This window comes from Lactobacillus sp. ESL0680, from assembly GCF_029392855.1.
Classification (GTDB): domain Bacteria; phylum Bacillota; class Bacilli; order Lactobacillales; family Lactobacillaceae; genus Lactobacillus.
In genome coordinates this window covers 1139716-1162948 of the sequence record NZ_CP113945.1, presented here as the reverse complement: position 1 = coordinate 1162948, position 23233 = coordinate 1139716, and the positions used below count along the sequence as shown (strand labels likewise).

Annotated in this window: 20 protein-coding genes; 17 read left to right on the top strand and 3 right to left on the bottom strand. The window is 39.6% G+C overall.

The window, feature by feature from the left end; translation table 11 throughout:
- Positions 1-7 precede the first annotated feature (7 nt).
- The 12 genes from rpmI to OZX58_RS05440 all read left to right on the top strand — a co-directional run bounded on the left by rpmI (position 8) and on the right by OZX58_RS05440 (position 14907).
- Positions 8-208, top strand: a complete 201-nt coding sequence (gene rpmI / locus OZX58_RS05495) for a 50S ribosomal protein L35 (RefSeq protein ID WP_122018520.1) — start codon at positions 8-10, stop codon at positions 206-208.
- A gap of 44 nt (positions 209-252) precedes the next feature.
- Positions 253-609 carry a 50S ribosomal protein L20 gene (gene rplT, locus OZX58_RS05490; RefSeq protein WP_277131488.1) on the top strand — a complete coding sequence of 119 codons (357 nt, stop codon included), beginning with the start codon at positions 253-255 and terminating at the stop codon, positions 607-609.
- Positions 610-714: 105 nt separating this feature from the next.
- Positions 715-1239 carry a YqeG family HAD IIIA-type phosphatase gene (locus tag OZX58_RS05485; RefSeq protein WP_277140586.1) on the top strand — a complete coding sequence of 175 codons (525 nt, stop codon included), beginning with the start codon at positions 715-717 and terminating at the stop codon, positions 1237-1239.
- Positions 1232-2344, top strand: coding sequence for a ribosome biogenesis GTPase YqeH (yqeH, locus tag OZX58_RS05480; protein ID WP_277140585.1), 1113 nt, complete (start codon positions 1232-1234; stop codon positions 2342-2344). Before OZX58_RS05485 ends, yqeH begins: the two co-directional genes overlap by 8 nt.
- Positions 2345-2353: 9 nt before the next feature.
- The gene (locus OZX58_RS05475) at positions 2354-2992 is read left to right on the top strand and encodes a nicotinate-nucleotide adenylyltransferase (RefSeq protein ID WP_277140584.1); all 639 of its coding nucleotides are present in this window, start codon (positions 2354-2356) and stop codon (positions 2990-2992) included.
- Positions 2985-3584, top strand: a complete 600-nt coding sequence (gene yqeK, locus OZX58_RS05470; RefSeq protein WP_277140583.1) for a bis(5'-nucleosyl)-tetraphosphatase (symmetrical) YqeK — start codon at positions 2985-2987, stop codon at positions 3582-3584. Before OZX58_RS05475 ends, yqeK begins: the two co-directional genes overlap by 8 nt.
- 10 nt (positions 3585-3594) lie before the next feature.
- The gene (gene rsfS / locus OZX58_RS05465; protein WP_277140582.1) at positions 3595-3942 is read left to right on the top strand and encodes a ribosome silencing factor; all 348 of its coding nucleotides are present in this window, start codon (positions 3595-3597) and stop codon (positions 3940-3942) included.
- A 6-nt stretch (positions 3943-3948) separates the two neighbouring features.
- The gene (locus tag OZX58_RS05460; RefSeq protein WP_277140581.1) at positions 3949-5103 is read left to right on the top strand and encodes a nucleotidyltransferase; all 1155 of its coding nucleotides are present in this window, start codon (positions 3949-3951) and stop codon (positions 5101-5103) included.
- A gap of 2 nt (positions 5104-5105) precedes the next feature.
- On the top strand, positions 5106-5666 hold the full coding sequence (locus tag OZX58_RS05455; protein WP_277140580.1) for a DUF177 domain-containing protein: 561 nt from the start codon (positions 5106-5108) through the stop codon (positions 5664-5666).
- Positions 5667-5820: 154 nt separating this feature from the next.
- Positions 5821-6534: a response regulator transcription factor gene (locus OZX58_RS05450; RefSeq protein ID WP_277131508.1), complete on the top strand. Its 714-nt coding sequence runs from the start codon at positions 5821-5823 to the stop codon at positions 6532-6534.
- On the top strand, positions 6512-8074 hold the full coding sequence (locus tag OZX58_RS05445) for a HAMP domain-containing histidine kinase (RefSeq protein WP_277140579.1): 1563 nt from the start codon (positions 6512-6514) through the stop codon (positions 8072-8074). The genes OZX58_RS05450 and OZX58_RS05445 overlap by 23 nt, the downstream gene beginning before the upstream one ends.
- Before the next feature lie 527 nt (positions 8075-8601).
- A complete protein-coding gene (locus OZX58_RS05440) occupies positions 8602-14907 on the top strand; it encodes an SLAP domain-containing protein (protein WP_277140578.1) in 6306 nt (2101 codons plus the stop codon).
- 288 nt (positions 14908-15195) lie between these two features.
- Here the strand turns inward: OZX58_RS05440 and yidC are convergent, their stop codons facing one another.
- Positions 15196-16161: a membrane protein insertase YidC gene (gene yidC / locus OZX58_RS05435; protein ID WP_277140577.1), complete on the bottom strand. Its 966-nt coding sequence runs from the start codon at positions 16159-16161 to the stop codon at positions 15196-15198.
- A gap of 32 nt (positions 16162-16193) precedes the next feature.
- The gene (locus OZX58_RS05430; protein WP_277140576.1) at positions 16194-16526 is read right to left on the bottom strand and encodes an acylphosphatase; all 333 of its coding nucleotides are present in this window, start codon (positions 16524-16526) and stop codon (positions 16194-16196) included.
- A gap of 93 nt (positions 16527-16619) precedes the next feature.
- On the opposite strand from OZX58_RS05430, the gene OZX58_RS05425 reads away from it, so the two are divergent.
- From OZX58_RS05425 to greA, 5 genes are all read left to right on the top strand, one after another.
- Positions 16620-17387, top strand: a complete 768-nt coding sequence (locus tag OZX58_RS05425) for an RNA methyltransferase (RefSeq protein ID WP_277140575.1) — start codon at positions 16620-16622, stop codon at positions 17385-17387.
- 85 nt (positions 17388-17472) lie between these two features.
- The gene (locus OZX58_RS05420) at positions 17473-17823 is read left to right on the top strand and encodes a helix-turn-helix domain-containing protein (protein WP_277129400.1); all 351 of its coding nucleotides are present in this window, start codon (positions 17473-17475) and stop codon (positions 17821-17823) included.
- Positions 17824-18113: 290 nt separating this feature from the next.
- Positions 18114-19163 (top strand): phenylalanine--tRNA ligase subunit alpha, encoded by a 1050-nt coding sequence (gene pheS / locus OZX58_RS05415; RefSeq protein ID WP_277129401.1) that lies wholly within the window; start codon positions 18114-18116, stop codon positions 19161-19163.
- Positions 19163-21580 carry a phenylalanine--tRNA ligase subunit beta gene (gene pheT, locus OZX58_RS05410; RefSeq protein WP_277140574.1) on the top strand — a complete coding sequence of 806 codons (2418 nt, stop codon included), beginning with the start codon at positions 19163-19165 and terminating at the stop codon, positions 21578-21580. The genes pheS and pheT overlap by 1 nt, the downstream gene beginning before the upstream one ends.
- Positions 21581-21653: 73 nt before the next feature.
- Entirely contained in the window at positions 21654-22130 is a 477-nt protein-coding gene (gene greA / locus OZX58_RS05405; RefSeq protein WP_277129403.1) for a transcription elongation factor GreA, read from the top strand.
- Positions 22131-22181: 51 nt separating this feature from the next.
- Here greA and OZX58_RS05400 read toward each other — a convergent pair whose 3' ends face one another.
- Positions 22182-23093: a BadF/BadG/BcrA/BcrD ATPase family protein gene (locus OZX58_RS05400; protein ID WP_277140573.1), complete on the bottom strand. Its 912-nt coding sequence runs from the start codon at positions 23091-23093 to the stop codon at positions 22182-22184.
- Positions 23094-23233: the final 140 nt, after the last annotated feature.

Below are 23233 nucleotides of genomic sequence, written 5' to 3'. Positions count from 1 at the left end.
TTGAAAAATGCCTAAAATGAAAACCCACCGCGCTTCTGCAAAGCGTTTCAAGAGAACAGCTTCTGGTGAATTAAAGCGTCATCACGCATTTACTGGCCACCGTTTCCACGGTAAGACCAAGAAGCAACGTCGTCATTTGAGAAAGGCTGCATTAGTTTCACGCAGCGACTTGAAGCGCATCAAACAGATGCTCTCTCAAATGCGTTAATTATCAAGTTAGACGAGAACAACGATATTTAGGAGGAATTTCAGATGCCAAGAGTTAAAGGTGGAACAGTAACACGTAAACGTCGTAAGAAGGTTATGAAGCTTGCCAAGGGTTACCGTGGCGCAAAGCATATGCAATTTAAGGCTGCAAGTACACAATTATTTGTATCTTACAGATATGCATTCCGTGACCGTAGAAGACGTAAGAGCGAATTCAGAAAGTTATGGATTGCCAGAATCAATGCTGCAGCAAGACAAAATGATATTTCATATTCTAAGTTAATGCACGGCTTGAAAGTAGCTGGTGTTGACATTAACCGTAAGATGTTGGCTGACATTGCTTATAACGATTCAAAGACTTTTGCACAATTAGCAGAAACTGCTAAAAAAGCTTTAAATTAATTCAAAAATGGCGCTTATGGCGCCGTTTTTTTATGTCAAAATTTATGACCTTGACGCTATTTTTTGATATATTAGACTAAGAATATGCTAGAAAAGGGGAGCCAGATGATATTCAGGCCACGTTACACAATTGATACAATCTATCATTTAGATACTGATGTACTTCATGAAATGGATGTTAAGGCAGTGTTCTCGGATTTAGATAACACGCTCATTGCATGGAATGAGTTTGAGACGGCTAAGAAAATGGATCAGCTCAATCGCAGGCTGGCTGCTGCTGGTATTACGCTAGTTGTCATTTCAAATAATAATGCAGCTAGAGTCGGCAAGGTACTTAACCCATATCATATTGAGTTTGTTGCCAAAGCCAAAAAGCCGATGCCTTTTGCAATTACGAAGAAGCGGCAGGAAATGGGTTTGACTAAGAAGCAGGTCATGATGGTTGGTGACCAGCTAATCACCGATATTCAAGCCGGTAACTTGGCTGGTGTTGAATCAGTACTAGTTAAGCCACTAATTAAGACGGACAAGTGGAACACACGGATTAACCGCTTTTTTGAAAAAATCATCTTTTTCTTTTTAGCAATTTCTCACCGTGTAACTTTTAAGGAGACATTAAAAAATGGATGATATTATTTGTATCGGTTGTGGCGCCAAGCTGCAATCTGATGACCCCAAAGAAGCCGGCTACTTGCCAGCTTCGCGGCTTAAAAAGGCACTTGAAAGTGAAGATGAGGCTAATGACCTGTATTGTCAACGCTGCTTTCGGCTAAGACACTATAATGAAATCATGCCGGTTGATGTTGATAACGATGACTTTTTGGCGTTGCTCAACTCTCTAGCTGAAAAGAAGGCATTAATAGTTAATGTCGTTGACTTGTTTGACTTTACTAATTCACTCTTATCATCAATGAAACGGTTTGTCGGTGATAATGAGTTGATTTTAGTCGGCAACAAGTTTGACCTGTTTCCACTTAATTCACGCGAAAGTAAAATCAAAGATTGGATGCGGCAGGAAGCAAACCGGGTTGGCTTGTTTCCGAAGAAGATTTTCTTAGTCAGTGCTGCCAAAAAGAAAAATTTGACTGAGTTAATTGCTTATTTAGATAAAAAATCACGCAATGAAGATGTTTATTTTGTTGGGATGACTAATGTTGGTAAATCTACGCTATTAAACGCGATTATTGACAAGATGGGCGACATTAAAAATTTAATTACGACATCACGTTTCCCAGGAACAACGCTTGACCGAATTGAAATTCCACTAGAAAATGGTCATTTTTTGGTTGATACACCGGGGATTATGTCAGAAAATCAATTGGCAACCCACCTTAATCCGCAAGATTTGGCTGCAATTTCACCGCAAAAGCCGCTTAAGCCAGCTACTTACCAGTTAAAGCCGGGTAATACGCTCTTTTTGGCGGGTCTGGGCCGGATTGATTACTTAAAGGGTGAACCAACTAGCTTTACGGTTTATGTTGCCCGTGACTTGTATGTTCACCGGACAAAGACAGAGAATGCGGATGAATTTTACCAAAAGCATGTAGGCGACTTATTAACGCCTCCGTCAGAGGGTGAGAATTTGCCGGCACTTAAGGGTCAAGAAATGCATACGACTTATAAGAGTGACGTCTTATTTGGTGGAATTGGTTTTATTACAGTTCCAGCTGATTGTTTAGTTAAAATATACACGCCTGATAAGATTGGATTGGGAATTAGACGCGCGTTAATTTAGAGGCGAAGAATGACGTTTGCAAAAAGTATTGAAAAAAAGCCGATAATTCAAGTTGAAGAAGAAGAAATTACGCAAGCTCATGGATTGCAGATTGGGATTATGGGCGGCACCTTTAATCCGGTTCACTTAGCCCATTTGGTGGTTGCCGAACAGGTTCTGACGAAGCTGCATTTGGATGAGATTTGGTTTATTCCAACTAATATCCCGCCTTTGAAAGATAAGCCGACTGTAGCTGCAGAAGATCGGGCAAATATGCTAGAATTAGCAACCCAGGATAATCCGCGCTTTCGGGTGAAATTATTCGAATTGCTTCGCGGCGGCGTTTCTTATACGGTTGATACGCTGACTTATTTGCATGAAAAAGCACCACAAAATCATTATTATTTGATTATGGGCAGCGATCAGGTGAATAATTTAGGTGAATGGAAAGAGCCACTTAAGTTAGCCCAATTGGCAACTTTGGTTGGCATTAGGCGTCCTGGTTATGAGCAAAAGCCGCAATTGCCAATGATTTGGGTTGATGTACCAGCAATTGACATCAGCTCAAGCTTAATTAGGCAAACAATTACAATGGGTGGTTCAATTAGATATTTAGTTCCAGAACTAGTGCGCGATTATATTCATCGAAAGGGACTGTATTATGACTGATTTATTTTTTGCCAACACTTATTCACCGCTATCAAGTCAGGAAATTATTGCTAAAGAAAAAGCTAACATGGATGCACCACGATTTGAGCATTGCGTACGTGTTAGTCAAACAGCACAAAAATTGGCTCGTCTTAACCATTATGATGAGGATAAGGCAGCTTTAGCCGGCTTTGTTCATGATTATGCTAAACAGGTACCTGTTTCTGAATATCGTGAAGTGATTAAGACGCAGGGCTTTGACCAAGACCTTTTAAATTGGAATCGGGCAATTTGGCACGGAATTGTTGGGACATACTTTATTAAACGTGATTTGCAAATTACTGACAGTGAAATTCTGACAGCAGTTGACCGGCATACAACTGGTGATGTCGAAATGACAACTTTAGATAAGATTGTTTTTATGGCAGACTTTATTGAGCCAGGACGAGATTTTCCGGGTGTCGAAGAAGCGCGTCAGATTACTTTTGCCAATTTAGATGCTGGTGTAGGCTACCAGTTAGCACACAGTCTCAGTTTTTTAGCTGAAAAAAGAAATAAGATTTATCCCCGCACTTTTAAGGCTTATAACGTGTGGAGTATTAAAGATAATTAAGGAGAAAAATTTGACTAGTAAAGAAATTTTAGCTTTTGTATTAAAAGCGATCAGCGACCGTCATGGTGAAGATACAATTGCCTATGACATGCAAGGAATTAGTATTTTAGCTGATTATTATGTTGCAACTAGTGCCGGCTCAAATCGCCAGCTGCACGCAATTGCCAATGCAATTGTTGATGAAGCGCACCAGGCTGACTACTATGATTACCGCATTGAAGGGTCAAGCGAGTCTAACTGGCTATTGCTTGATTTAGGCGATGTCGTTGTCAATGTCTTTACCGAAGAAGCACGCGATTTTTATAATGTTGAAAAATTGTGGTCAGAAGGTAAGCAATTAGAAATAAAGGAAGACTAGCTGACAATGAGTGTAGTGGGGATTATTGCCGAATTTAATCCATTGCACAGTGGCCACGAATTTTTGTTAAATCAGGCACGGCTGCTGGCCGGCAGTAAAGATCCGATTGTGGTTTTAATGTCGGGGAATTATGTTCAACGCGGCGAAATGGCCATTATGGATAAGTGGTCACGGACGCAGGCTGCGTTAAATAGTGGGGCTGATCTTGTTTTTGAAATGCCTTTTTCTACTTCGGTTGAACCTGCAGATCTTTTTTCACTGGGAAGTATTAATCAACTAGCCAAATTAGGTGTTAGTGATTTGATATTTGGTGTGGAAGATGCAACGCTTAACTTTGCCTATCTTGGCAGTAAAATCGCTGAAATTCCGCCAAATCACATGAATTTTAATGATTATAGCCAGACATATTCCACCCAATATAATGAAATGGTTGCCCGTGAAGTAGGCTATGAAGTCAGCCAGCCAAATGCAATTCTCGGTTTAGCTTATGCGGTTGCCAATTATAACTTGGGAACGCCACTTACTTTGCATCCAGTTAATCGAATTGGCGCTGGTCATGATGACTTACTGCAGCGAGAAGGTGTGGTTCAGAGTGCTAGCGCAATTCGGAATATTATTTTGCACCAAAAAACAGGAGCAGAGCTGGAACAATGGCTGCCTAAGCCTGAAGTAGCACAACTTTACCAGCAGCCGGTTTATCCTAATTGGAATTTACTGTTTCCGTTTTTGAAGTATCGTCTTGAGTCTTCTTCAGTTGAAGAATTGCGGCAAATTTATCAGATGAGCGAGGGACTTGAATATAAAATGAAGCAAGAAATTCATCGAGCACGTAATTTTACGGAATTCTTGCGCTATATTAAGTCTAAGCGGTATACTTATTCACGCTTGCGTCGACTAAGCTTGTATACTTTATTAAATGTTACTCAGGATGATATGCTCGATAGCTTTAATCATGAATCATTATTTTTGCTTGGTTATAGCAAGTTGGGCCGCCGTTATCTAAAAAAAATCAGAAAAAATACAACTACTGACATTATTTCAAAAGTTGACCAGAAAAATACACGTACGGGGTCAATGCACTTACAATTGCGTGTGGATCGCTTGGTTGAGCAAATTTTGCAAGTTGACCAAAACTTTGGTCGTAGACCGTTGGAGGTTTAAGGATGTTTACGATTAGTTTTTCGCAGGTAGAAAATAGCAAATCGCCGCTAATGCATATTGAACGTGAAGTTACAGTGCGGCCGGAATTTTTAGAGCGTAGCCAGAAGCTGCTATATAAGGTGGAGAATGTTCATTTAGTTGGCGATGCTTTTTACAGCGAGCCATATGTTACCTGTGATTTGCATGTAACAGCTGATCTAGTTGTACCGTCAAGTCGAAGTTTGGCACCCGTGAATTACCACGAAGACTTTCATTTTAGTGAAAATTATTCTGAGGATCAGGTAGCTAAAGAAGAATTAGAAGCAAGTGAAACACCAATTGTGCAGATTGAGAATGACCAAATTGATTTGCAAACGGCAATTGAGGATAATTTGCTGCTGCATATTCCAACGACGATTTTGACGCCTGAAGAAGAAGACCAAGATATTTATCCAGAAGGTCAAGGTTGGGCCGTTATTTCAGAAACTGAATTTGATGAGGGCAAAAAGAATCAGGTTAATCCAGCGTTTGCCAAACTAAAAGAATTATTAGACCAAAAGGACAACCAGCAAGATAAAGATTAATTAAATTGAATATTTTAAGATAATTAAGGTTGAGGTAACTTAGGTGCTTAAGCTTGTTTTGTATGCTTTTTTACAGTATCCTTTAGTTATTAAATTAAGTTTAAAAATATTTTAGTTTTTGGTGTGAATAATAATTTTAAAAGGGATGAATAAGATGGCAAAGATATTAATAATTGAAGATGAAAAAAATTTAGCTCGGTTTGTCGAGCTAGAATTAAAACATGAAAAGTATGAAACAGTTGTTGAAGGTAATGGCCGTAAAGGGCTAGAAACAGCATTAAATGAAGACTTTGATGCTATTTTGCTTGACCTAATGCTGCCAGACTTAAATGGCTTAGAGATTGCCCGGCGTGTTCGTCAAGTTAAGACAACACCAATCATTATGATGACAGCTCGTGATTCTGTAATTGATCGTGTTTCTGGTTTGGATCACGGTGCCGATGATTACATTGTTAAGCCGTTTGCAATTGAGGAGTTATTAGCTCGTCTTCGTGCAGTTTTACGCCGGGTTAAGATTGAAAAAGAAGCCTCTGATGACACAATTGAAAAGAAGGTCATCAAGTTTAAAGATATGACAATTGAAACAGCTAACCGTATTGTTCGTCGTGGTGATGGTAAGACTGTTGATTTAACTAAGCGGGAATACAACTTGCTCATGACATTAATCAAGAACAAGAATAATGTTGTCAGCCGGGATCAATTACTTGCTAAGATTTGGGGACCTGGCTCAAACATTGAAACTAATGTTGTGGAAGTCTATGTTCGTTACCTTCGTAATAAGATTGATGTACCAGGACAACCATCATATATCAAGACCGTTCGTGGTACTGGATATATGGTAAGAGATGAAGATGATGAAAAGAACTAAGCAGCAAGATCAAAATAAAAAGGGGACCAAGCACTCATCGCTAATTGTACGGTGGGTTAGTATCGTCAGTTTGACGATTATGGTCTCCTTTATTGTATTTTCAGTAGTTATTTATACGTTTGTTGGTCAGCAATCAATTGGCCAGCAGAAAGAAACTTCTAACCAAATGGTTGTGCAGCTGAATGGTAATTTGAGTTCCATTCCAACCGAACTACAAATTGCGAATGTTGTACCTGCACTAACGCCTTCTGCTAAAAAAGTCCTGCAGGGTGATCCGGTAATTAGTCAGGATGGCCGCTCAACTAATGCTTTCAATGATAATTTACTGTCGTCATTAACTAATCCAGATTTGAACGTGGTCGTCTATAATTTGCAGCAGGAAGATGTTTTTGACAATGGCAGTGAAGATATGATTCCGGCATTTAAAAACTTTAAGGGTGAATATAAGCAGGAACAGACCTTTCGCAATCATCGCCAAGTGCTAATTACGTACCAAAAGGTACGCTCGATTAGGACTGGTAAGTTAACTGGGTATATCGTTGTTCTTAATCGGATGTCGTATTACAACGGCCTGATGAAAAATTTGCTCAAATGGATGGTGCGGATCTCAATTATTGCAATTGTATTGTTTACGGCAATTGCCTTTATTATTGTGCTTGATATTGTGAAGCCGATTAAGGAAATGTCTAAGGTGGCACGTGAAGTTAATGATGATCCGAATAGCACCGCACGGATTGCTGATTTTCATCGTCATGACGAACTGCAGGAATTAGCAGTTTCCTTTAATCAAATGTTGGATCGAATGCAGCGCTATATTGACCAGCAAAAGGAGTTTGTTGGGGATGTTTCGCATGAATTGCGCACACCTGTGGCAGTAATTGAGGGTCATTTAAATATGCTTGAGCGTTGGGGCAAGGATGATCCCGAGATTTTGAATGAATCAATTAAGGCATCACTGCAAGAAGCAAAACGGATGCAGCATTTAATTCAAGAAATGCTGGACTTAACAAGAGCTGAGCAGATTAATGTGCAATATCCTAATGCGGTGACCAAGGCTTCTGAAGTTTTAAATCGGGTTGTCAGCGATATGTCACTGGTTCATCAAGACTTTACTATTAGCCTTGACATGGATGATCTACCGCAGGATACAGAAATTCAAATTTATCAGGGACATTTGGAGCAATTGCTTGTAATTCTAATTGATAATGGTATTAAATATTCAACTGATCGCAAGCAGATGAATGTTTCTGCAGGACTTTCACAAGATGAGGTCAATATTATTGTGCAGGACTTTGGTGAAGGGATTTCTAAGGCCGATCAAGACAAGATTTTTAATCGCTTTTACCGGGTTGATAAGGCTCGTACTCGAGAAAAAGGTGGTAATGGTCTGGGCTTGTCAATTGCGCAGAAGTTGGTTACCAGCTACCACGGTAAAATTAGTGTTGAATCCGTTGAGGGACAGGGCAGTCAATTTAAAATCGTCTTTCCAGCTCTAACTAAGCAGCAGGCAGCTAAGCTGCGTAAACGTGATGATAAATGATATTAAATAATTGGTAAATGTAACAAAAATTAAATAACATTAAAAGCATTATAGGCTATTACAAGAATTAGCTTATAATGCTTTTTTATATATTTTTATTTTTATATATTTTTTTAAAATATTTTTCAAAATTATCTTTATATATAATCATCATATATGTTATTTAAATAAAATTAAGTAATTACATGGTTTTCAGAAATAAATCAAAAGAAGAAAAACTGTTGTACATAAATGTTATTTAATAAAATTGTTATTAATCAAAACTGCTATTGTGCAAGAATTGCCATTGAATTTATTAAATTAATTATTATAATAGTTACAGTTAGGTCATTAATATGTGGCTTATAAAAAGTGTTTAGTAAAAGTGATTGTTATCAAAAAGATAACAGATAATGTGGTTTTATGATTATTGCTAGAGATAATAGTAAAGCTACTTTTTCAGGTCTAATTAGGATTAATGTAAGTTAGTGCTAAATGGGTAACCGTCATGAAATCCGGGTTAACTATTATTAAGTTAGGTGTATAAGATGGTAAATTCAGATCAAAAGAAAAAGTTAGAGAAGGAAATAGTTGAAAAGGAGAGAATTGATAAGGCGAAAGCATTTAGACGTAATTTATTAGTTGCAGGTACTGCCGGAATCGGTGGTATTTTAGGTGGGTTATTGAATTCACCGCAAGTTGCCCATGCGGCAACTACAGTGCCTAAGGTCAAGACAAGTAGTTTTGAACATTTATTGGTTAATGCCAACTCGGCAGAAATTCCGGCTTCGCAAAGTGCAACCCAATTAAGCACAACGAAGACTAAGGAAACAATTAATTCCAATAGTAATGCGGAAGCAGTCAGCCAAAAACAAACTAAGGCTGCTCAAAGTCAGGCAGTGAAGACAACTGACGAAACAAAAGCGCAGAGTTCAGCTGCTAAAACTAAGACAACAACTGCTAGTTCACAGGCAGTTAAGACAGAATCAGCTTCAACGAGTGCGACTAGTCAAGCAAGCCGGGCGCAAGAAATTGTGCAGTCGCAAGCAGCTAAAGAAACTAAGGAAACTGTAAGTTCACAGGTTAATGTGCAGGATGAGTATGACATTAATTCAGAGGCTAATTCAATTGCCAATGATTTTACTAATACTAGTGCCAACCATTCATCACTGACGGATTATGTATCTAATTCACAGTCGAAGAGTTTTGCCAATAATACCAGTGATACTTCCGCATCCAGGAGCTTAACGGATAAGAGTTCATTAGCAGCTTCTTTGGCTAATTCATTAGCCAGCAGTATGGATGCCAGTCAAACATCACAAATTAATGCCGATGGTAATGATATTGTTGATAGTATAACAATTGCGGGAAACTCAGAAGATGCTTCTAATAACTCGCAAGCTGATTCAGGCTTTATTTCAGGAGCGGATTTTGGTAGCAGTTCATTCCAAAACTGGGTAAGCGATAGTTACTCACATTCGGCAAGTTTAGCTAGTGATGCCGCGCAAAGTTTTGCCAACAGTTTGTCTAGATCAAACACGATTAGTAAGCTGAATAGTCAAAGCATTAGTTTGTCAGTTTATAAGAATAAGAGTTTTGCCGATTCAGATTCGCAAAGTGCTGGAATTAGTCAAGCTGAAAGTCTTAGTGCCTCAGATGCTAGTGCGAGCAGCGTTACTGATTCAAAGCTTGTTTCAAACAGTAAATCATTGAGTGCATGGTATTTGTCTACTAGTCAAAAAGTAACGGAAGAAAGTATGAATGCTTCCTCATTGAGTCTAGAGGATAGTCAGAATGTTTCGACGGTTGCTTCACAGTCATATTCATTCTCAATCCATACATCACTGAGAAAATCGACTGACATGAGCTTCTCAAACTCAGCCGCAACCTCAGCAATTACTAGTATGAAGGCCGAAGTCTTCAAACTGAGTCAGTCAATTAGTATTAGTAATTCGCTTAAGGATTCGCAATTGACTAGTTTGAGTAATGTTTCGCTGGCAGCTTCAGAGAGTATTTCTAATAGTATTAATGCCAGTTTAAGTGCTTCCGAAGTAACAAGTAAGAACTATGCTTCAACAGTTTCACGTTATCTGGAGTTGAGCAACAGTAACTCTTCAATGCACGCTGTTGTTTCGAACAAGAATTCGAAATACGCCGCAAGTGCTTCAGCTGCAAGTGCTGCTTCAATTAGTGCCAGCTTGGCTGAATCGCAGAGTAAGATCGCGGTAATTTCTAAGTCAAATTCCGAAAGACTGGCAGCCAGCTCCCAAGCATCAAATGCAGCTTCACTTGCCTTAAGTAAGAACATAGCTGATTATAATTCAGCTTCTGCTTCAGCTGGCAGCTACATTAATTCGGCTAGTTTATCGGCAAGTCAGAACAGCACCAGTATGAATGAAAGCATGACTTCAGAAACTAGTCGGCTGCATGCGTCATTAACTTCACGGGGGCAACAATTGTCCGCCAGCATGCAAAACTCCTTGTCAGAAGCTGGTAGTTTATCAGATGCCGCAACGCACTCCGAAATTGAAAGCTTGTTAATCGACAACTCCCAAATGAGTCAGAGCGAAAGCCAATCGATGGTTAACAGTGCCAATACTAGTGGTTCAATCAGTGACAGCAACAGTAAGGTCATTGCCGACAGTCAAAGCCAAAGCTATAGTAAATCGCTTAGTGACAGTAACTCAGTTGCAAGTAGTGCGAGCGAAAGCTATAGTGCTTCATTGAGTAAGAGTAACTCGACAGCCGTTAGTCAAAGCAATAGTATCTCCAAGAGTTTACAGGATTCATTTGCCTCAGCTATTAACGCCTCAGGTAATTCGAATGCCGAGGAAAGCTTGAGTAATAGTAAATCATTGAGTCAAAGCAATTCTAAAGTTGCAAGTGCCAGCGAAAGCTTTAGTACTTCCATCAGCGATAGTAATAGTGTTGCCAGTCAAAGTACTTCAAAGAGTCAAAGCACTAGTAAATCATTGGCCGACAGCCAAAGTATGAGTTACAGCACTTCATTAAGTCAAAGTAATTCAGCAGCGGTTAGCCAAAGCAATAGTATTTCGAAGAGTCTGCAGGATTCATTTACTTCAGCAATTAACGCTTCAGGTAACTCGAATGCCTCAGAAAGTCAAAGTACTAGTTACTCATTGAGTCAAAGCAACTCAAAGATTAACAGTGCTAGCGAAAGCTTCAGTACTTCAATTAGCGACAGTAACAGCTTAGCTAGTCAAAGCACTTCGAAGAGCCAAAAGGACAGTAAGTCAACAGCTGATAGTCAAAGTGATAGCTTCAGCACTTCAATTAGTGATAGTAACTATTCAGCTAGTCAGAGTACTTCAAAGAGCCAAAGTACTAGCAAGTCATTGGCTGATAGTCAAAGTCAAAGCTACAGCACTTCACTGAGTCAAAGTAACTCGGCAGCAGTCAGCCAAAGCAACAGTATTTCGAAGAGTCTGCAGGATTCATTTACTTCAGCAATTAATGCTTCAGGTAACTCAAATGCTTCAGAAAGCCAAAGTGCTAGTCATTCACTAAGTCAAAGTAACTCAAAGATTAATAGTGCCAGCGAAAGCTTTAGTACTTCAATTAGCGACAGTAACAGCTTAGCTAGTCAAAGCACTTCGAAGAGTCAAAAGGACAGTAAGTCAACAGCTGATAGTCAAAGCGAAAGCTTTAGTACTTCAATCAGCGATAGTAACAGCTTAGCTAGTCAAAGCACTTCGAAGAGTCAAAAGGACAGTAAGTCAACAGCTGATAGTCAAAGCGAAAGCTTTAGTACTTCAATCAGCGATAGTAACAGCTTAGCTAGTCAAAGTACTTCAAAGAGTCAAAAGGACAGCAAGTCAACAGCTGCTAGTCAAAGCGAAAGCTTCAGTACTTCAATTAGCGATAGCAATTCGGCAGCATCTAGCGCAAGCAAGAGTTATAGCATCTCAGTAAGCAATAGTGATTCGACAGTAGCAAGTGCTAGTGCAAGCTATAGTACTTCAGTTAGTGCCAGTGACTATGTTGCAAGTACTAGTCGTTCAACAAGCGAAAGTCAAAGTAAATCTAAAGCAGAAAGTATTAGTAATAGTTATAGTATGTCAATTAGTACAAGTGATTACGTTGCAAGTATTAGTCGTTCAACAAGTGAGAGTCAAAGCAAGTCAACGGCTGATAGTGTAAGTGAAAGTCAAAGTAAGAAATTGAGTGATAGCAACTCAAAGATTAGTAGTGCTAGCGAAAGCTTCAGTACTTCAATTAGCGACAGTAATAGTGTTGCCAGCCAAAGTACTTCAAAGAGTCAAAAGGACAGCAAGTCAGCAGCTGACAGCACCAGCGAAAGTTACAGCACTTCAATTAGCGACAGTAACAGTGTTGCTAGTCAAAGTACTTCAAATAATCAAAAAGATAGTCAAAGTTACAGTACATCCTTGAGTAATAGTAATTCGGCTGCAACAAGTGAAAGTGAGAGTGCTTCAAAGAGTATGCAAAGTTCGTTTGCGTCAACAAGTTTGAGTAACAGCATCAGCAACTCACAAGCAGCTAGTCAAAGTGAGAGTTTCAGTACTTCAATTAGTAATAGTGATTACCTTGCAAGTACCAGTCGTTCAACTAGCGAAAGCCAAAGTAAGTCAAATGCTGATAGCGTTAGTGACAGCTATAGTGGTTCTGTGAATAACAGTTCATACTCGGCAAGCTTAAGTGTTTCAGCAAGTGTAAGAGATAGTCAATCAGTTGCAAGTAGTGCTAGTGAAAGTCATAGTATGTCATTAAGTAATAGTGACGCTGCAGCCAGTTTGAGTAACAGTATCAGTAATTCAAAAGCAACTAGCTTGATTGAGAGTTTCAGTACTTCAATTAGTCAAAGTGATTATGAAGCAAGTATGAGTAAATCAACAAGTGAAAGTCAGAGTAAGTCAAAGGCAGACAGTATGAGTGAAAGTTATAGTAACTCTGTCAATAATAGTTCATACTCGGCAAGTTTAAGTGCTTCAGCAAGTATGAGAGGTAGCCAATCAGTCGCTATTAGTGCCAGTGAAAGTTACAGTATTTCATTGAGTAATAATAATGTTTCAGCAAGCTTGAGTAATAGTATCAGTAACTCACAGGCAGCTAGTCAAAGTGAAAGCTTCAGTACCTCAGTAAGCAATAGTGATTACCTTGCAAGTACTAGTCGCTCAGCTAGTGAAAGCCAAAGTAAATCTAAGGCAGATAGTATCAGCGAAAGTTATAGTAACTCTGTCAACAATAGTTCATATATGGCAAGCATGAGTACTTCAGCAAGTGTAAGAGATAGTCAATCAGTTGCTGTTAGTGCGAGCGAAAGCTTTAGTATTTCATTAAGTAATAGCAATGCTTCAGCAAGTTTGAGCAATAGTGTAAGCAACTCACAAGTAGCTAGCCAAAGTGATAGTTTCAGCAGTTCTACTAACACCAGTGATTATCTTGCAAGTATGAGTAGATCAACCAGTGAGAGTCAAAGTAAATCTAAGGCAGACAGTGTAAGTGAAAGCTTCAGTGTATCAATTAGTACTAGTGATTATCTTGCAAGTATGAGCAGATCAACCAGCGAAAGTCAAAGTAAATCTAAGGCAGATAGCACAAGTGAGAGCTTCAGTGTATCAATTAGTACCAGTGACTATCTTGCAAGCATGAGCAGATCAACGAGTGAGAGCCAGAGCAAGTCAAAGGCAGATAGTACGAGCGAAAGCTACAGCAATTCTGTTAATAATAGTTCTTATGAAGCAAGTTTGAGCACTTCTGTAACTCAAAGTGGCAGTAAGTCTGTAGCTGATAGTATTAGCGAAAGCTACAGTAGATCAATTAGTGCTAGTGATTCAATCGTAAGCAGCGCTAGTGAAAGCTTTAGTATTTCAATTAGTCAAAGCGATAGTTTAACTAAAGAAAGTCTGTCAACTAGTCGGAGTGAAAGTGATTCACTTGTAGCAAGTCAATCGATTAGTACTAGCGCTTCGATCAGTGCAAGCAGCAGCTCGGCTAGTGTAAGCATGTCAACTAGCCAAAGTGAGAGTGACTCACTTGCGGCAAGTACATCAATTAGTACTAGTGACTCGATTATTGCAAGCAGCAGTTCAGCCAGTGTAAGCATGTCAGCTAGTCAAAGTGAGAGTGATTCACTTGTAACAAGTCAATCGATTAGTACCAGTGCTTCACTAAGTCAGAGCAGCAGTAAGTCGGTATCAGACAGTGCTAGTCAAAGCCTAAGTGTTTCGCTCAGTCAGAGTAATTCACTCAATAGTGAGTGGGCAGGCAATGGTGGTAACTATGTTCCAGCAATGTCGTCATCTACTTCAACGTCAGCAGCAGCTGATAACGCTGTAATTAAAGAACTTCATCATAATGCATATATTTATGATAAGTCGGGACAACGTGTCGGTAACCTGATTTTGGCTAGAAAGTCACAGGTTAAGACTTATGGCGAGCAACAACTTATCAATGGTCGGTACTTCTACTACATTGGTGATGGTCATTATGTTTCTGCTCAAAACTTCGTTGGTTTTGAAAGTAAACTTCGCCACAATGCTTATATTTATAACCAAAAGGGTAAGCGAGTTGGTAAGACTGTCTTAAAGAAGGGTAAAGAACTTAAGGCATTTGATACAATTTATGTCCAAGGCCGCAAATTCTACAATATTTTACATGGTAAGTTCATTGCTGCTGGCAACTTCAAGGGTAAAGAACTGCATTTGAAACACAATGCTTATGTTTACAATGAAAAGGGCCACCGTGTAGGTAATGAAAAAGTAAGAAAAGGCCAAAAGATGAAGATCTATGGTACCAAAGTGATTAACGGTCGCAAGTATTACCATTGTCGTTATGGCAAGTACATCTTGGCTGCTAATTTCAAAAAGTAATAAGTCAAACAGAGGTTGAAAAGCCTTAATTTTAAAAAGACTAATGCAGATTATCTAATCTGGGTTAGTCTTTTTTGTATAAAAATCTTAGTAAGTTAGGTGACTTGGCACAATGCGTCTATATTAAGCTACAGACAATTTTTATTATGGCAGGCTACAATTGACTTCAAGCAGTATTAAAGCGGCTTAAATGGTGATTTAACGGCCATAAAGAATTAAAGCGATAGTCCAAACAAAAAATGAACGTTAGATTTTATTCTAACGTTCATTTTTATATACAATATTTTGTTACTTATGATTTTGCTTGCCTTTATTGCGGTTGCGCAAATTTTCGTGCATTTCTTTGACCTGCTTGTTAACTGCTGGTCCAGCAGAATTTTGGCTTAACAATTCAGCAATTTTAGCTGGTGTAACAATTTCTTTGAATGGTTCACGTTTGAGTTCTTCGTCAACATTTTTCTTAACGCGCGGCATAATGATGAATGTCACGATTACCTGTTGAATAATGGTAAAGAAGTTACCTGCAGCCCAATATAATGCGACTGAACCAGAAACAGACATTGAAATAAACAGGGTCATGATTGGGTTCAGCAGCATCATTGACTGCATTTGCTTTTTCTGTTCCTTAGGAATACCAATCAGTGAAATGTAACCTTGGATCAGGGCAAATACTGTACCAATAATCGCCATCAACATTGATTTTTCACTAAGCGAAATCGTGAAGAATGTTGAATTAGCCAAGGTTTTGGAATACATCACGGCTTGGTAAATCCCAATCATGATTGGGAACTGGATAATTAGTGGCAGACAACCCATACCGCCTGTTAGCGACAGGTTATTTTGCGAATACAATTGCCGCTGCCAGTTGGCCAAGGTCATCTGCTGGTCTTGAGTTAAATCCTTCTTTTTCATTGCGTCTTGGATTAACTGCATTTGCGGCTGCAAACGGGCCATCTTTTCTTGTTGTGTTGTCGATTTCTTTTGCTGGTTTAACATTAATGGCAATAAAATCATCCGAACCACTAACGTCATTAAGATGATGGCCCAACCAGCACCATTTGCCCCGCCAATCAGGGTGTAGCAGCGCAACATGATATTCTGCAAAGGCCTGCCGATAAAGCTGTAAATCCAGCCGTAAATGCCGCTTGACGGCGGCGTATTGAGCGCGGTGCCGCGCTGGGCACACCCCGTCACAATTAACATGATTGCCAAAGTTAAGGCAGCTAAACCAAGATATTTACGATATTTTTTCATTCAATTCACCACATTATTAATTTAGTCAATATCTAATATAATACATGAAAACCATGCATTTTGCCCACATTTACCCGTTTTTCTTTTCTCAGATTGGTTATTTTGGCGAATTGCGAAATATTGTGAGGCAATTCTTGGCAAAATTGGTTAACTTGATTAAGGTCAGCTTGTAACATAATGGTTACAGTTTGGTCCGAATTATTGTGAACAGAACCCGTGAGCTGCATTTTGTCGGCCAAAACTTGAACGCTCCAGCGGAAACCAACGCCTTGGACAATACCAGAAACGGTAATTTCCCAGGTTTCCGTATTTGAATTAGCGAAAGTTTGTCGATGAGAGTGGTTATTTCGATTAAAAAAGCCCATAATTAATCCTTTCTATAAGTTACATACTTGATTTTACCATTTTTAAATTTAATAGTTTACATTAGAATAGAAGTAAGAGGAAGAGGTTTTAACATGGAACAGATTAGTTCGGTAAATAATAAGTTAATTAAGGATTTAGCCAAATTAAAGCAGAAAAAATATCGTGAGGAGACGGGCTTATATTTAATTGAAGGTTTTCATCTAGTTGAAGAAGCAATTAAAGCAAACCGCAAGTACGTTTACTTATTGGGGACGCAAGAGGCGCTAGATACTGCGGCTACTGAAAATGAAGTCGATTTGTCCGGCCGCAATATTATTTTGATTAATTCGGCAATTGTCCGTCATTTATCAAGTACCAAAAATTCCCAAGATATTTTTATGGTTTTGAAGATTGCCCAGCCGAAAGACTATCCCTTTAATTATGGTAAGTGGGTTTTGCTTGACCAATTAGCTGACCCAGGCAATGTCGGGACAATTATTAGAACAGCTGATGCTGCGGGGTTTGATGGGGTAGTTTTGTCGCCAAACAGCGTTGACTTGTACAATCCTAAAACGCAACGAGCAATGCAGGGAAGTCAATTCCACATTAATTTAATTGTGGCGGACTTACCTACGACAATTGCTTCTCTAAAGGGTAGTGGTATTCCCGTTTATGCCAGTATGCTCGATAGAACAGCCAAACAATTGCCTGATTTTGTCCCAGTAGCGCAATTAGGGCTAGTTATTGGCAATGAGGCGCATGGCGTTAGTTTGCCAGTAGCGCAAGCCAGCGATGAAAAGTTGTACATTCCAATTAAGGGTCAGGCTGAATCGTTAAACGCGGCAGTGGCAGCAGGAATTATGATCTATCATTTTGCCTAGTACTGAAGGATTGAATACTTGTTTTTAGTAAGTAAATTAATTATAATAGTTGTCAGAAACAGATATCAATAACGGAGGAACTGCCATGAGTCAAAAAGGAAACTATCAACAAACTAACGGGTGTCGGGCATTAACTTATGAAACTTGCCCTCACTTTGTTAATGCATTCCAGATCATCGGCAAGAAGTGGAATGGCTTGATTATTAGTTCCTTGTGTGAGACCAATTTCATGCGTTTCAAAGACTTAGCTAATTGCGTTTCTGCTTGTTCTGACCGAGTTTTAGTTGAACGATTAAAAGAATTAGAAAAAGAAAAAATTGTTAAACGTTCAGTTGATGCTAAAACTAAAATTATTTCTTATGGCTTAACTAAAAAAGGTGCTGAATTACAGCCGGTTTTTGACCAAATTCATGAATGGGCCGATAACTGGGTTTAAAAGCAAATTTTCACTTGCAACTTGTGGGCAAAAGAATTATCCTAGTAATTAATTACTAATGAGCAAGACTAGTAACAGCAATTGTTTAATCAGAGAGACTTTTTTATTGAGCTGAAAGAAAGGTCTAAATGGAACTGCGAATTTCATCTTGCCAGTAGGATCTAATCAATTCCGGTATTCACCGTTATCGAAGACTTGAGTGTGGACTTTATGGAGTCCAAACTAGGGTGGTACCGCGTAGCTTCGTCCCTTTTTCGGGACGGGGCTTTTTTTATTTGAAAGGAAAAATTATGGACTTATTTGATCGACTGAAAGAACTTCGTGATAAAGGCCTCGCTGAAATCGACAAGGCAGAAAGTGAAGAAAAGTTAAATGATGTTCGGGTAAAATTAGTTGGCCGTAAAGGTGAATTAACTGAAATTTTGCACTCAATGAAGGATGTTGCCCCTGAACATAGACGAGAAATTGGTCAACGGGTGAACAAACTTCGTGATTTGTTCAATGATAAATTGGATGATGCTAAGACCGAGATTGTTGAAGCACTTGTTGAGGAACGTCTTGAAAAAGAAAAGATTGATGTGACTTTGCCAGGTCGGGAAAATCATATTGGTTCTGAGCACCCAATTAACATTATCTTGGATGATCTTGAAAAATACTTTATTGGAATGGGTTACCAAGTGGTTCAGGGACCAGAAATTGAAACTGACCACTATTGTTTTGAAATGATGAACTTACCTAAGGACCACCCAGCTCGTGATATGCAGGCTACCTTCTATGTTGATCCTGAAGATTTGCTGCGTTCACAGACTTCCGGTGACCAAGCTCGGGTTTTGGAAAAGCATGACTTTTCTCAAGGACCATTAAAGATGGTTGGACCTGGTAAGGTTTACCGTCGTGATGATGATGATGCGACGCACTCTCACCAATTCATGCAGATGGAAGGGTTAGTTATCGATAAGAATGTCACAATGGGCGACTTAAAGGGTACTCTGGAATTGCTCACTAAGCACATCTTCGGTGAAGACCGCGAAACTCGTCTGCGTCCAAGTTACTTCCCATTTACGGAGCCATCAGTTGAAATGGATGTTTCCTGCTTCAATTGCAATGGTAAGGGGTGTGCAATTTGTAAGTACACTGGCTGGATTGAAGTCTTAGGTGCCGGAATGGTTCACCCTAATGTTTTAGAAAATGCCGGCGTTGACTCAAATGTCTATGGTGGTTTTGCCTTTGGTGTCGGCTTAGATCGGTTCGCGATTTTGAAATATGGTATTGATGATATTCGCGATTTTTATACAAATGATGTCCGTTTCTTAGAGCAATTCCGTAAGGAGGAAAGATAATGCTAGTTTCATACAATTGGCTACAAGATTTTCTAAAATTAGATCAAGATCCCAAACAATTAGGCGAAAAAATCACCCGGACAGGTGTTGAAGTTGCTGAAGTTAAACACCCACAAGAAGGTTTGAAAAAATTAGTAATCGGTCATATTATTGACTGCACGCCAATTGAGGGTACTCACCTTAACATCACTCACGTTGATGTTGGTGAAGATGAGCCTCACCAAATCGTCTGTGGCGCGCCAAATGTTGCTGCTGGTGAGAATGTTGTTGTTGCTTTGCCAGGCGCAAGAATTGCCGACAACGTTAAGATCAAAAAGGGCAAGATGCGCGGTTATGAATCTAACGGCATGATTTGTGGTTTACAAGAAATCGGCTTTGCCGACAATTTAGTTCCTGAAAAATACACTGATGGGATTTATGTCTTCCCTGAAGATGCAGATATTAAACCGGGGCAAGATGCTTATGAACCATTAGGAATGGACGATTACATCTTTGACTTTGACATTACCCCTAACCGTGCTGATACCTTGTCAATGGAAGGCTCCGCATACGAAGTTGGTGCTATTGTCGACGAGCCTGTTAAGGTTGAAGATGTAACTTTGAAGGCTGATGGTTCCGATTGGACAAGTGACTTTGATGCCCAAGTTGATCCCAAGTTAGCTCCTAAGTTCTACTTGCGTAAAGTAACTGGTGTTAAAATTGCTGACAGTCCTTTGTGGATGCAAAAACGGTTATGGAATGCCGGAATTCGTCCAATTAACAATGTAGTTGATGTAACTAACTATATTATGCTGCTGACAGGCCAACCAATGCACACTTATGATGCTCGCGCCTTTGAGAGTGGCAAGTTGGTTGTACGTCAAGCCAATAAGGGTGAAAAATTAGTTTTATTGAACAACAAAGACGTTGATCTTGATCCTAATGACATTGTCATTACCGACGGTGACCGTGTTGTCATGATGGCTGGGGTAATGGGTGGTCTTAATTCAGAAATTGAAGATGATACCACCGATGTTATCTTGGAATCTGCTATCTTTGACCCGACTTTAATTAGAAAAGCTGCCTTGCGTCATGCGAACAGAACTGAAGCTTCAAGTCGCTACGAAAAGGGTGTTAACTGGGATGCTACGATGCGTGCACTTGACATGGCAGCATTGCTTCTCAGAAATAATGCGCAGGGGACAGTTGCCGAGGGTGTAATTAAGGCTGCTGATGAGTCGCGTGAGCAAGTTGTAATTAAAACTACTGCTTCATACATTAATAAAGCCTTAGGTACGACCATTTCTGGCGATGAAATGCTGCACATTTTTGACCAGTTAAACTTTAAGGCTGAACTTAATGGTGATGATCTAACTGTTAATGTCCCAGCAAGACGTTGGGATATTGCCATTCCTGCAGATCTAGTTGAAGAAGTGGGCCGGCTATATGGTTATGACAATATTGAATCAACCCAACCTGTTCTAGCAGAAACTCACGGTGGCTATTCTAAGGAAGAAACAGTCCTAAGAAGAATTAAAAAGGTTGCTCAAGGTCAAGGCTTGCTTGAAGCAATCTCTTACTCATTAACTTCACCAGATAAGGCATTGGCTTTTACCAAAGATCCTAAAGAAGTTGTTGCAGTTCAAATGCCACTTAACTCAAGCCGCTCAACATTAAGACAAAACTTGTTAACGGGATTAGTTGATGCTGCCAGCTACAATATGGCACGTAAGCAAGATCAATTAGCCCTTTATGAGCAAGGCCGTGTTTATGACCATGAAGGTGGCACTTACAATGAGCACGAACATTTAGCTGCACTTTACTCTGGTAATACTTACTTTGCCAACTGGCAACATGAAGACGAAAAGATTGATTTCTACCATGTTAAGGGTCAATTAACTAATTTGTTATTAGCAATTGGAATCGACTTAAATGAAGTTGAATATAAGGCAGAAATTGTTGCTGGCTTGCACCCAACTAGAACCGCTGGAATTTACATCAAGGGCAAGTATGTTGGTTTGATTGGCATGATTGCTCACACTGTTACGATGGCTGATAAGGCTCTCAACGGTGCAGAAATTTACGGTTATGAATTAAATCTCGATGAAATTATTCCAATGATTATTGCACCGAAGACTGTTTCAACGCCAGCACCGAAATTCCCTGCAATTGAACGTGACTTGTCAATCTTGGTTAAAGAAGACGTTACTAACCAAGAAATTGAAGACGTCATTAAAGCAAATGGCGGTAAGTACCTGCGCAATCTACGCGTAATTGATGTTTACCAAGGGACACATATTGACGATGACAAGAAGAGTTTGGCTTACAACCTGACCTTCTTGAATGAAAAAGATACTTTGACTGATGAAGTTGTCACTAAGGCAATGAATGCGATTATGGCAGATTTGGAAGATAAACTTAGCGCTAAAATTCGTTAGAGGTTGACTTTGTGCTGGGAAATTAATATCATAGACCATTGCAAAGAAAATTTAACTTTAAGGAGTATATTTTATGCCTGAAAAATCATATCCAATGACTGCTGAAGGAAAAGAAAAACTTGAAGCAGAACTTAAAAATTTAAAAGTTGTTAAACGTCCAGAAGTAATCGAACGAATTAAGGTTGCCCGCTCATACGGTGACTTGTCCGAGAACTCCGAGTATGATGCTGCTAAGGATGAGCAGAGTCACCTTGAAGATCGGATCAGTGTCGTTGAAGAAATGCTGAAGTATGCGCATGTTGTTGATGCTGATGCCAGCAATCCTGACGAAGTAGCTGTTGGTAAGACGGTTACTTATACTGAAGTCGGTGAGGATGATCCAGAAACCTACACAATTGTTGGTAGTGACGAATCTGACCCACTAAGCGGTAAAATTTCTAACGATTCACCAATTGCCCAAGCTATCTTAGGTAAGAAGAAGGGCGAAACCGTAACTATTTCAACCCCAGGCGGCAAGTTTGAAGTTGTCATCAACAAGGTAGAAGAATAGTTAAAATTAAAAAAGCAGTTCATTAGAACTGCTTTTTTTGTTATCGCTTACTTAATTTGTAAAGTGACGGTAATCCTTGCTCTTGTCAAAGACAACTCCGCGGGCATTTTCACCATTAGAAATTGAAAATTCTGCTTGCGGATATTTGGCATGAACTTTAGCTTCTAAAAAGCCCCGCAGCATTGAGTTATTGGCAAGAACAGAACCGGTCAATGCCACCTTCATTGGCTTAGGGTTGTCATAACGATCCATGCCGATAATAATATCGCGGGCAAGTAATTCGGCCTGCTCCTTAATAATTGCTGTCGCGTTCACGTCACCTTGGTCGGCAAGTTTAGCAACTTCGACCGCCATTGAAGCAACTTCGGGATTAGTCATTTGGTAAAACTTGGCGGTACCATCAACGATATTATCAACTGCAAATATCCGGTTAAACATTGTAATTAAGGCATTATCTTCGCGCTTATCCCAACTGAGTAAAGCTGCTTTTAAGGCAGAGAGGGCAATTGCATAACCAGACCCTTCATCACCTAATAATGAGCCGTAACCGCCAGTAGTAATGATATGACCGTTTTGTAAGCCATTGAAAACAGAACCGGTTCCTGCAATTACTAAACCGCCATCGGCACCCTCAAGACCATTGTATAGAGCAAGGAGTGAGTCGGTAATCGCCCGCGTTGGCAGATTGCCAACTTTACTAGAAATTGCGGCAGCAACTTGCGGTGCATTGCCGATAACGGATAAACCCGCGATACCACACAAAATTCGCTGGCAGTCGCCATCAATTTGATTAAGCAGATGGTTAATAGCATCGCTGATATTAATAATTGCGTTGTCATAGTCAGTATTAACTTGTCCAGCGCCAGCTTCAGCTCGTTCAAGCTCTTGCCCCTGCATGTCGTAAGCAATTGCTGTGGTATGTGTTCCGCCGGCATCAACGCCAATTTGGTATGTAAGTGTCATAAAATCTCTCCTTTTTTAATTCTAATTTTATTACAAACGCTAACAAGACAGAAGCGAATTATGAAATTATGTTAGCGGTAACTAAATTGCCGAGTGAAAATTCCTGACGTAATCTTTTAAAATTTTGCCAAAGCTATGGT

Coding starts and splice junctions, on each gene's coding strand:
- rpmI (WP_122018520.1), top strand. CDS start 8: ATGCCTAAAATGAAAACCCACCGCGCTTCTGCAAAGCGTTTCAAGAGA.
- rplT (WP_277131488.1), top strand. CDS start 253: ATGCCAAGAGTTAAAGGTGGAACAGTAACACGTAAACGTCGTAAGAAG.
- OZX58_RS05485 (WP_277140586.1), top strand. CDS start 715: ATGATATTCAGGCCACGTTACACAATTGATACAATCTATCATTTAGAT.
- yqeH (WP_277140585.1), top strand. CDS start 1,232: ATGGATGATATTATTTGTATCGGTTGTGGCGCCAAGCTGCAATCTGAT.
- OZX58_RS05475 (WP_277140584.1), top strand. CDS start 2,354: ATGACGTTTGCAAAAAGTATTGAAAAAAAGCCGATAATTCAAGTTGAA.
- yqeK (WP_277140583.1), top strand. CDS start 2,985: ATGACTGATTTATTTTTTGCCAACACTTATTCACCGCTATCAAGTCAG.
- OZX58_RS05460 (WP_277140581.1), top strand. CDS start 3,949: ATGAGTGTAGTGGGGATTATTGCCGAATTTAATCCATTGCACAGTGGC.
- OZX58_RS05455 (WP_277140580.1), top strand. CDS start 5,106: ATGTTTACGATTAGTTTTTCGCAGGTAGAAAATAGCAAATCGCCGCTA.
- OZX58_RS05450 (WP_277131508.1), top strand. CDS start 5,821: ATGGCAAAGATATTAATAATTGAAGATGAAAAAAATTTAGCTCGGTTT.
- OZX58_RS05445 (WP_277140579.1), top strand. CDS start 6,512: ATGAAGATGATGAAAAGAACTAAGCAGCAAGATCAAAATAAAAAGGGG.
- OZX58_RS05440 (WP_277140578.1), top strand. CDS start 8,602: ATGGTAAATTCAGATCAAAAGAAAAAGTTAGAGAAGGAAATAGTTGAA.
- yidC (WP_277140577.1), bottom strand. CDS start 16,161: ATGAAAAAATATCGTAAATATCTTGGTTTAGCTGCCTTAACTTTGGCA.
- OZX58_RS05430 (WP_277140576.1), bottom strand. CDS start 16,526: ATGGGCTTTTTTAATCGAAATAACCACTCTCATCGACAAACTTTCGCT.
- OZX58_RS05425 (WP_277140575.1), top strand. CDS start 16,620: ATGGAACAGATTAGTTCGGTAAATAATAAGTTAATTAAGGATTTAGCC.
- OZX58_RS05420 (WP_277129400.1), top strand. CDS start 17,473: ATGAGTCAAAAAGGAAACTATCAACAAACTAACGGGTGTCGGGCATTA.
- pheS (WP_277129401.1), top strand. CDS start 18,114: ATGGACTTATTTGATCGACTGAAAGAACTTCGTGATAAAGGCCTCGCT.
- pheT (WP_277140574.1), top strand. CDS start 19,163: ATGCTAGTTTCATACAATTGGCTACAAGATTTTCTAAAATTAGATCAA.
- greA (WP_277129403.1), top strand. CDS start 21,654: ATGCCTGAAAAATCATATCCAATGACTGCTGAAGGAAAAGAAAAACTT.
- OZX58_RS05400 (WP_277140573.1), bottom strand. CDS start 23,093: ATGACACTTACATACCAAATTGGCGTTGATGCCGGCGGAACACATACC.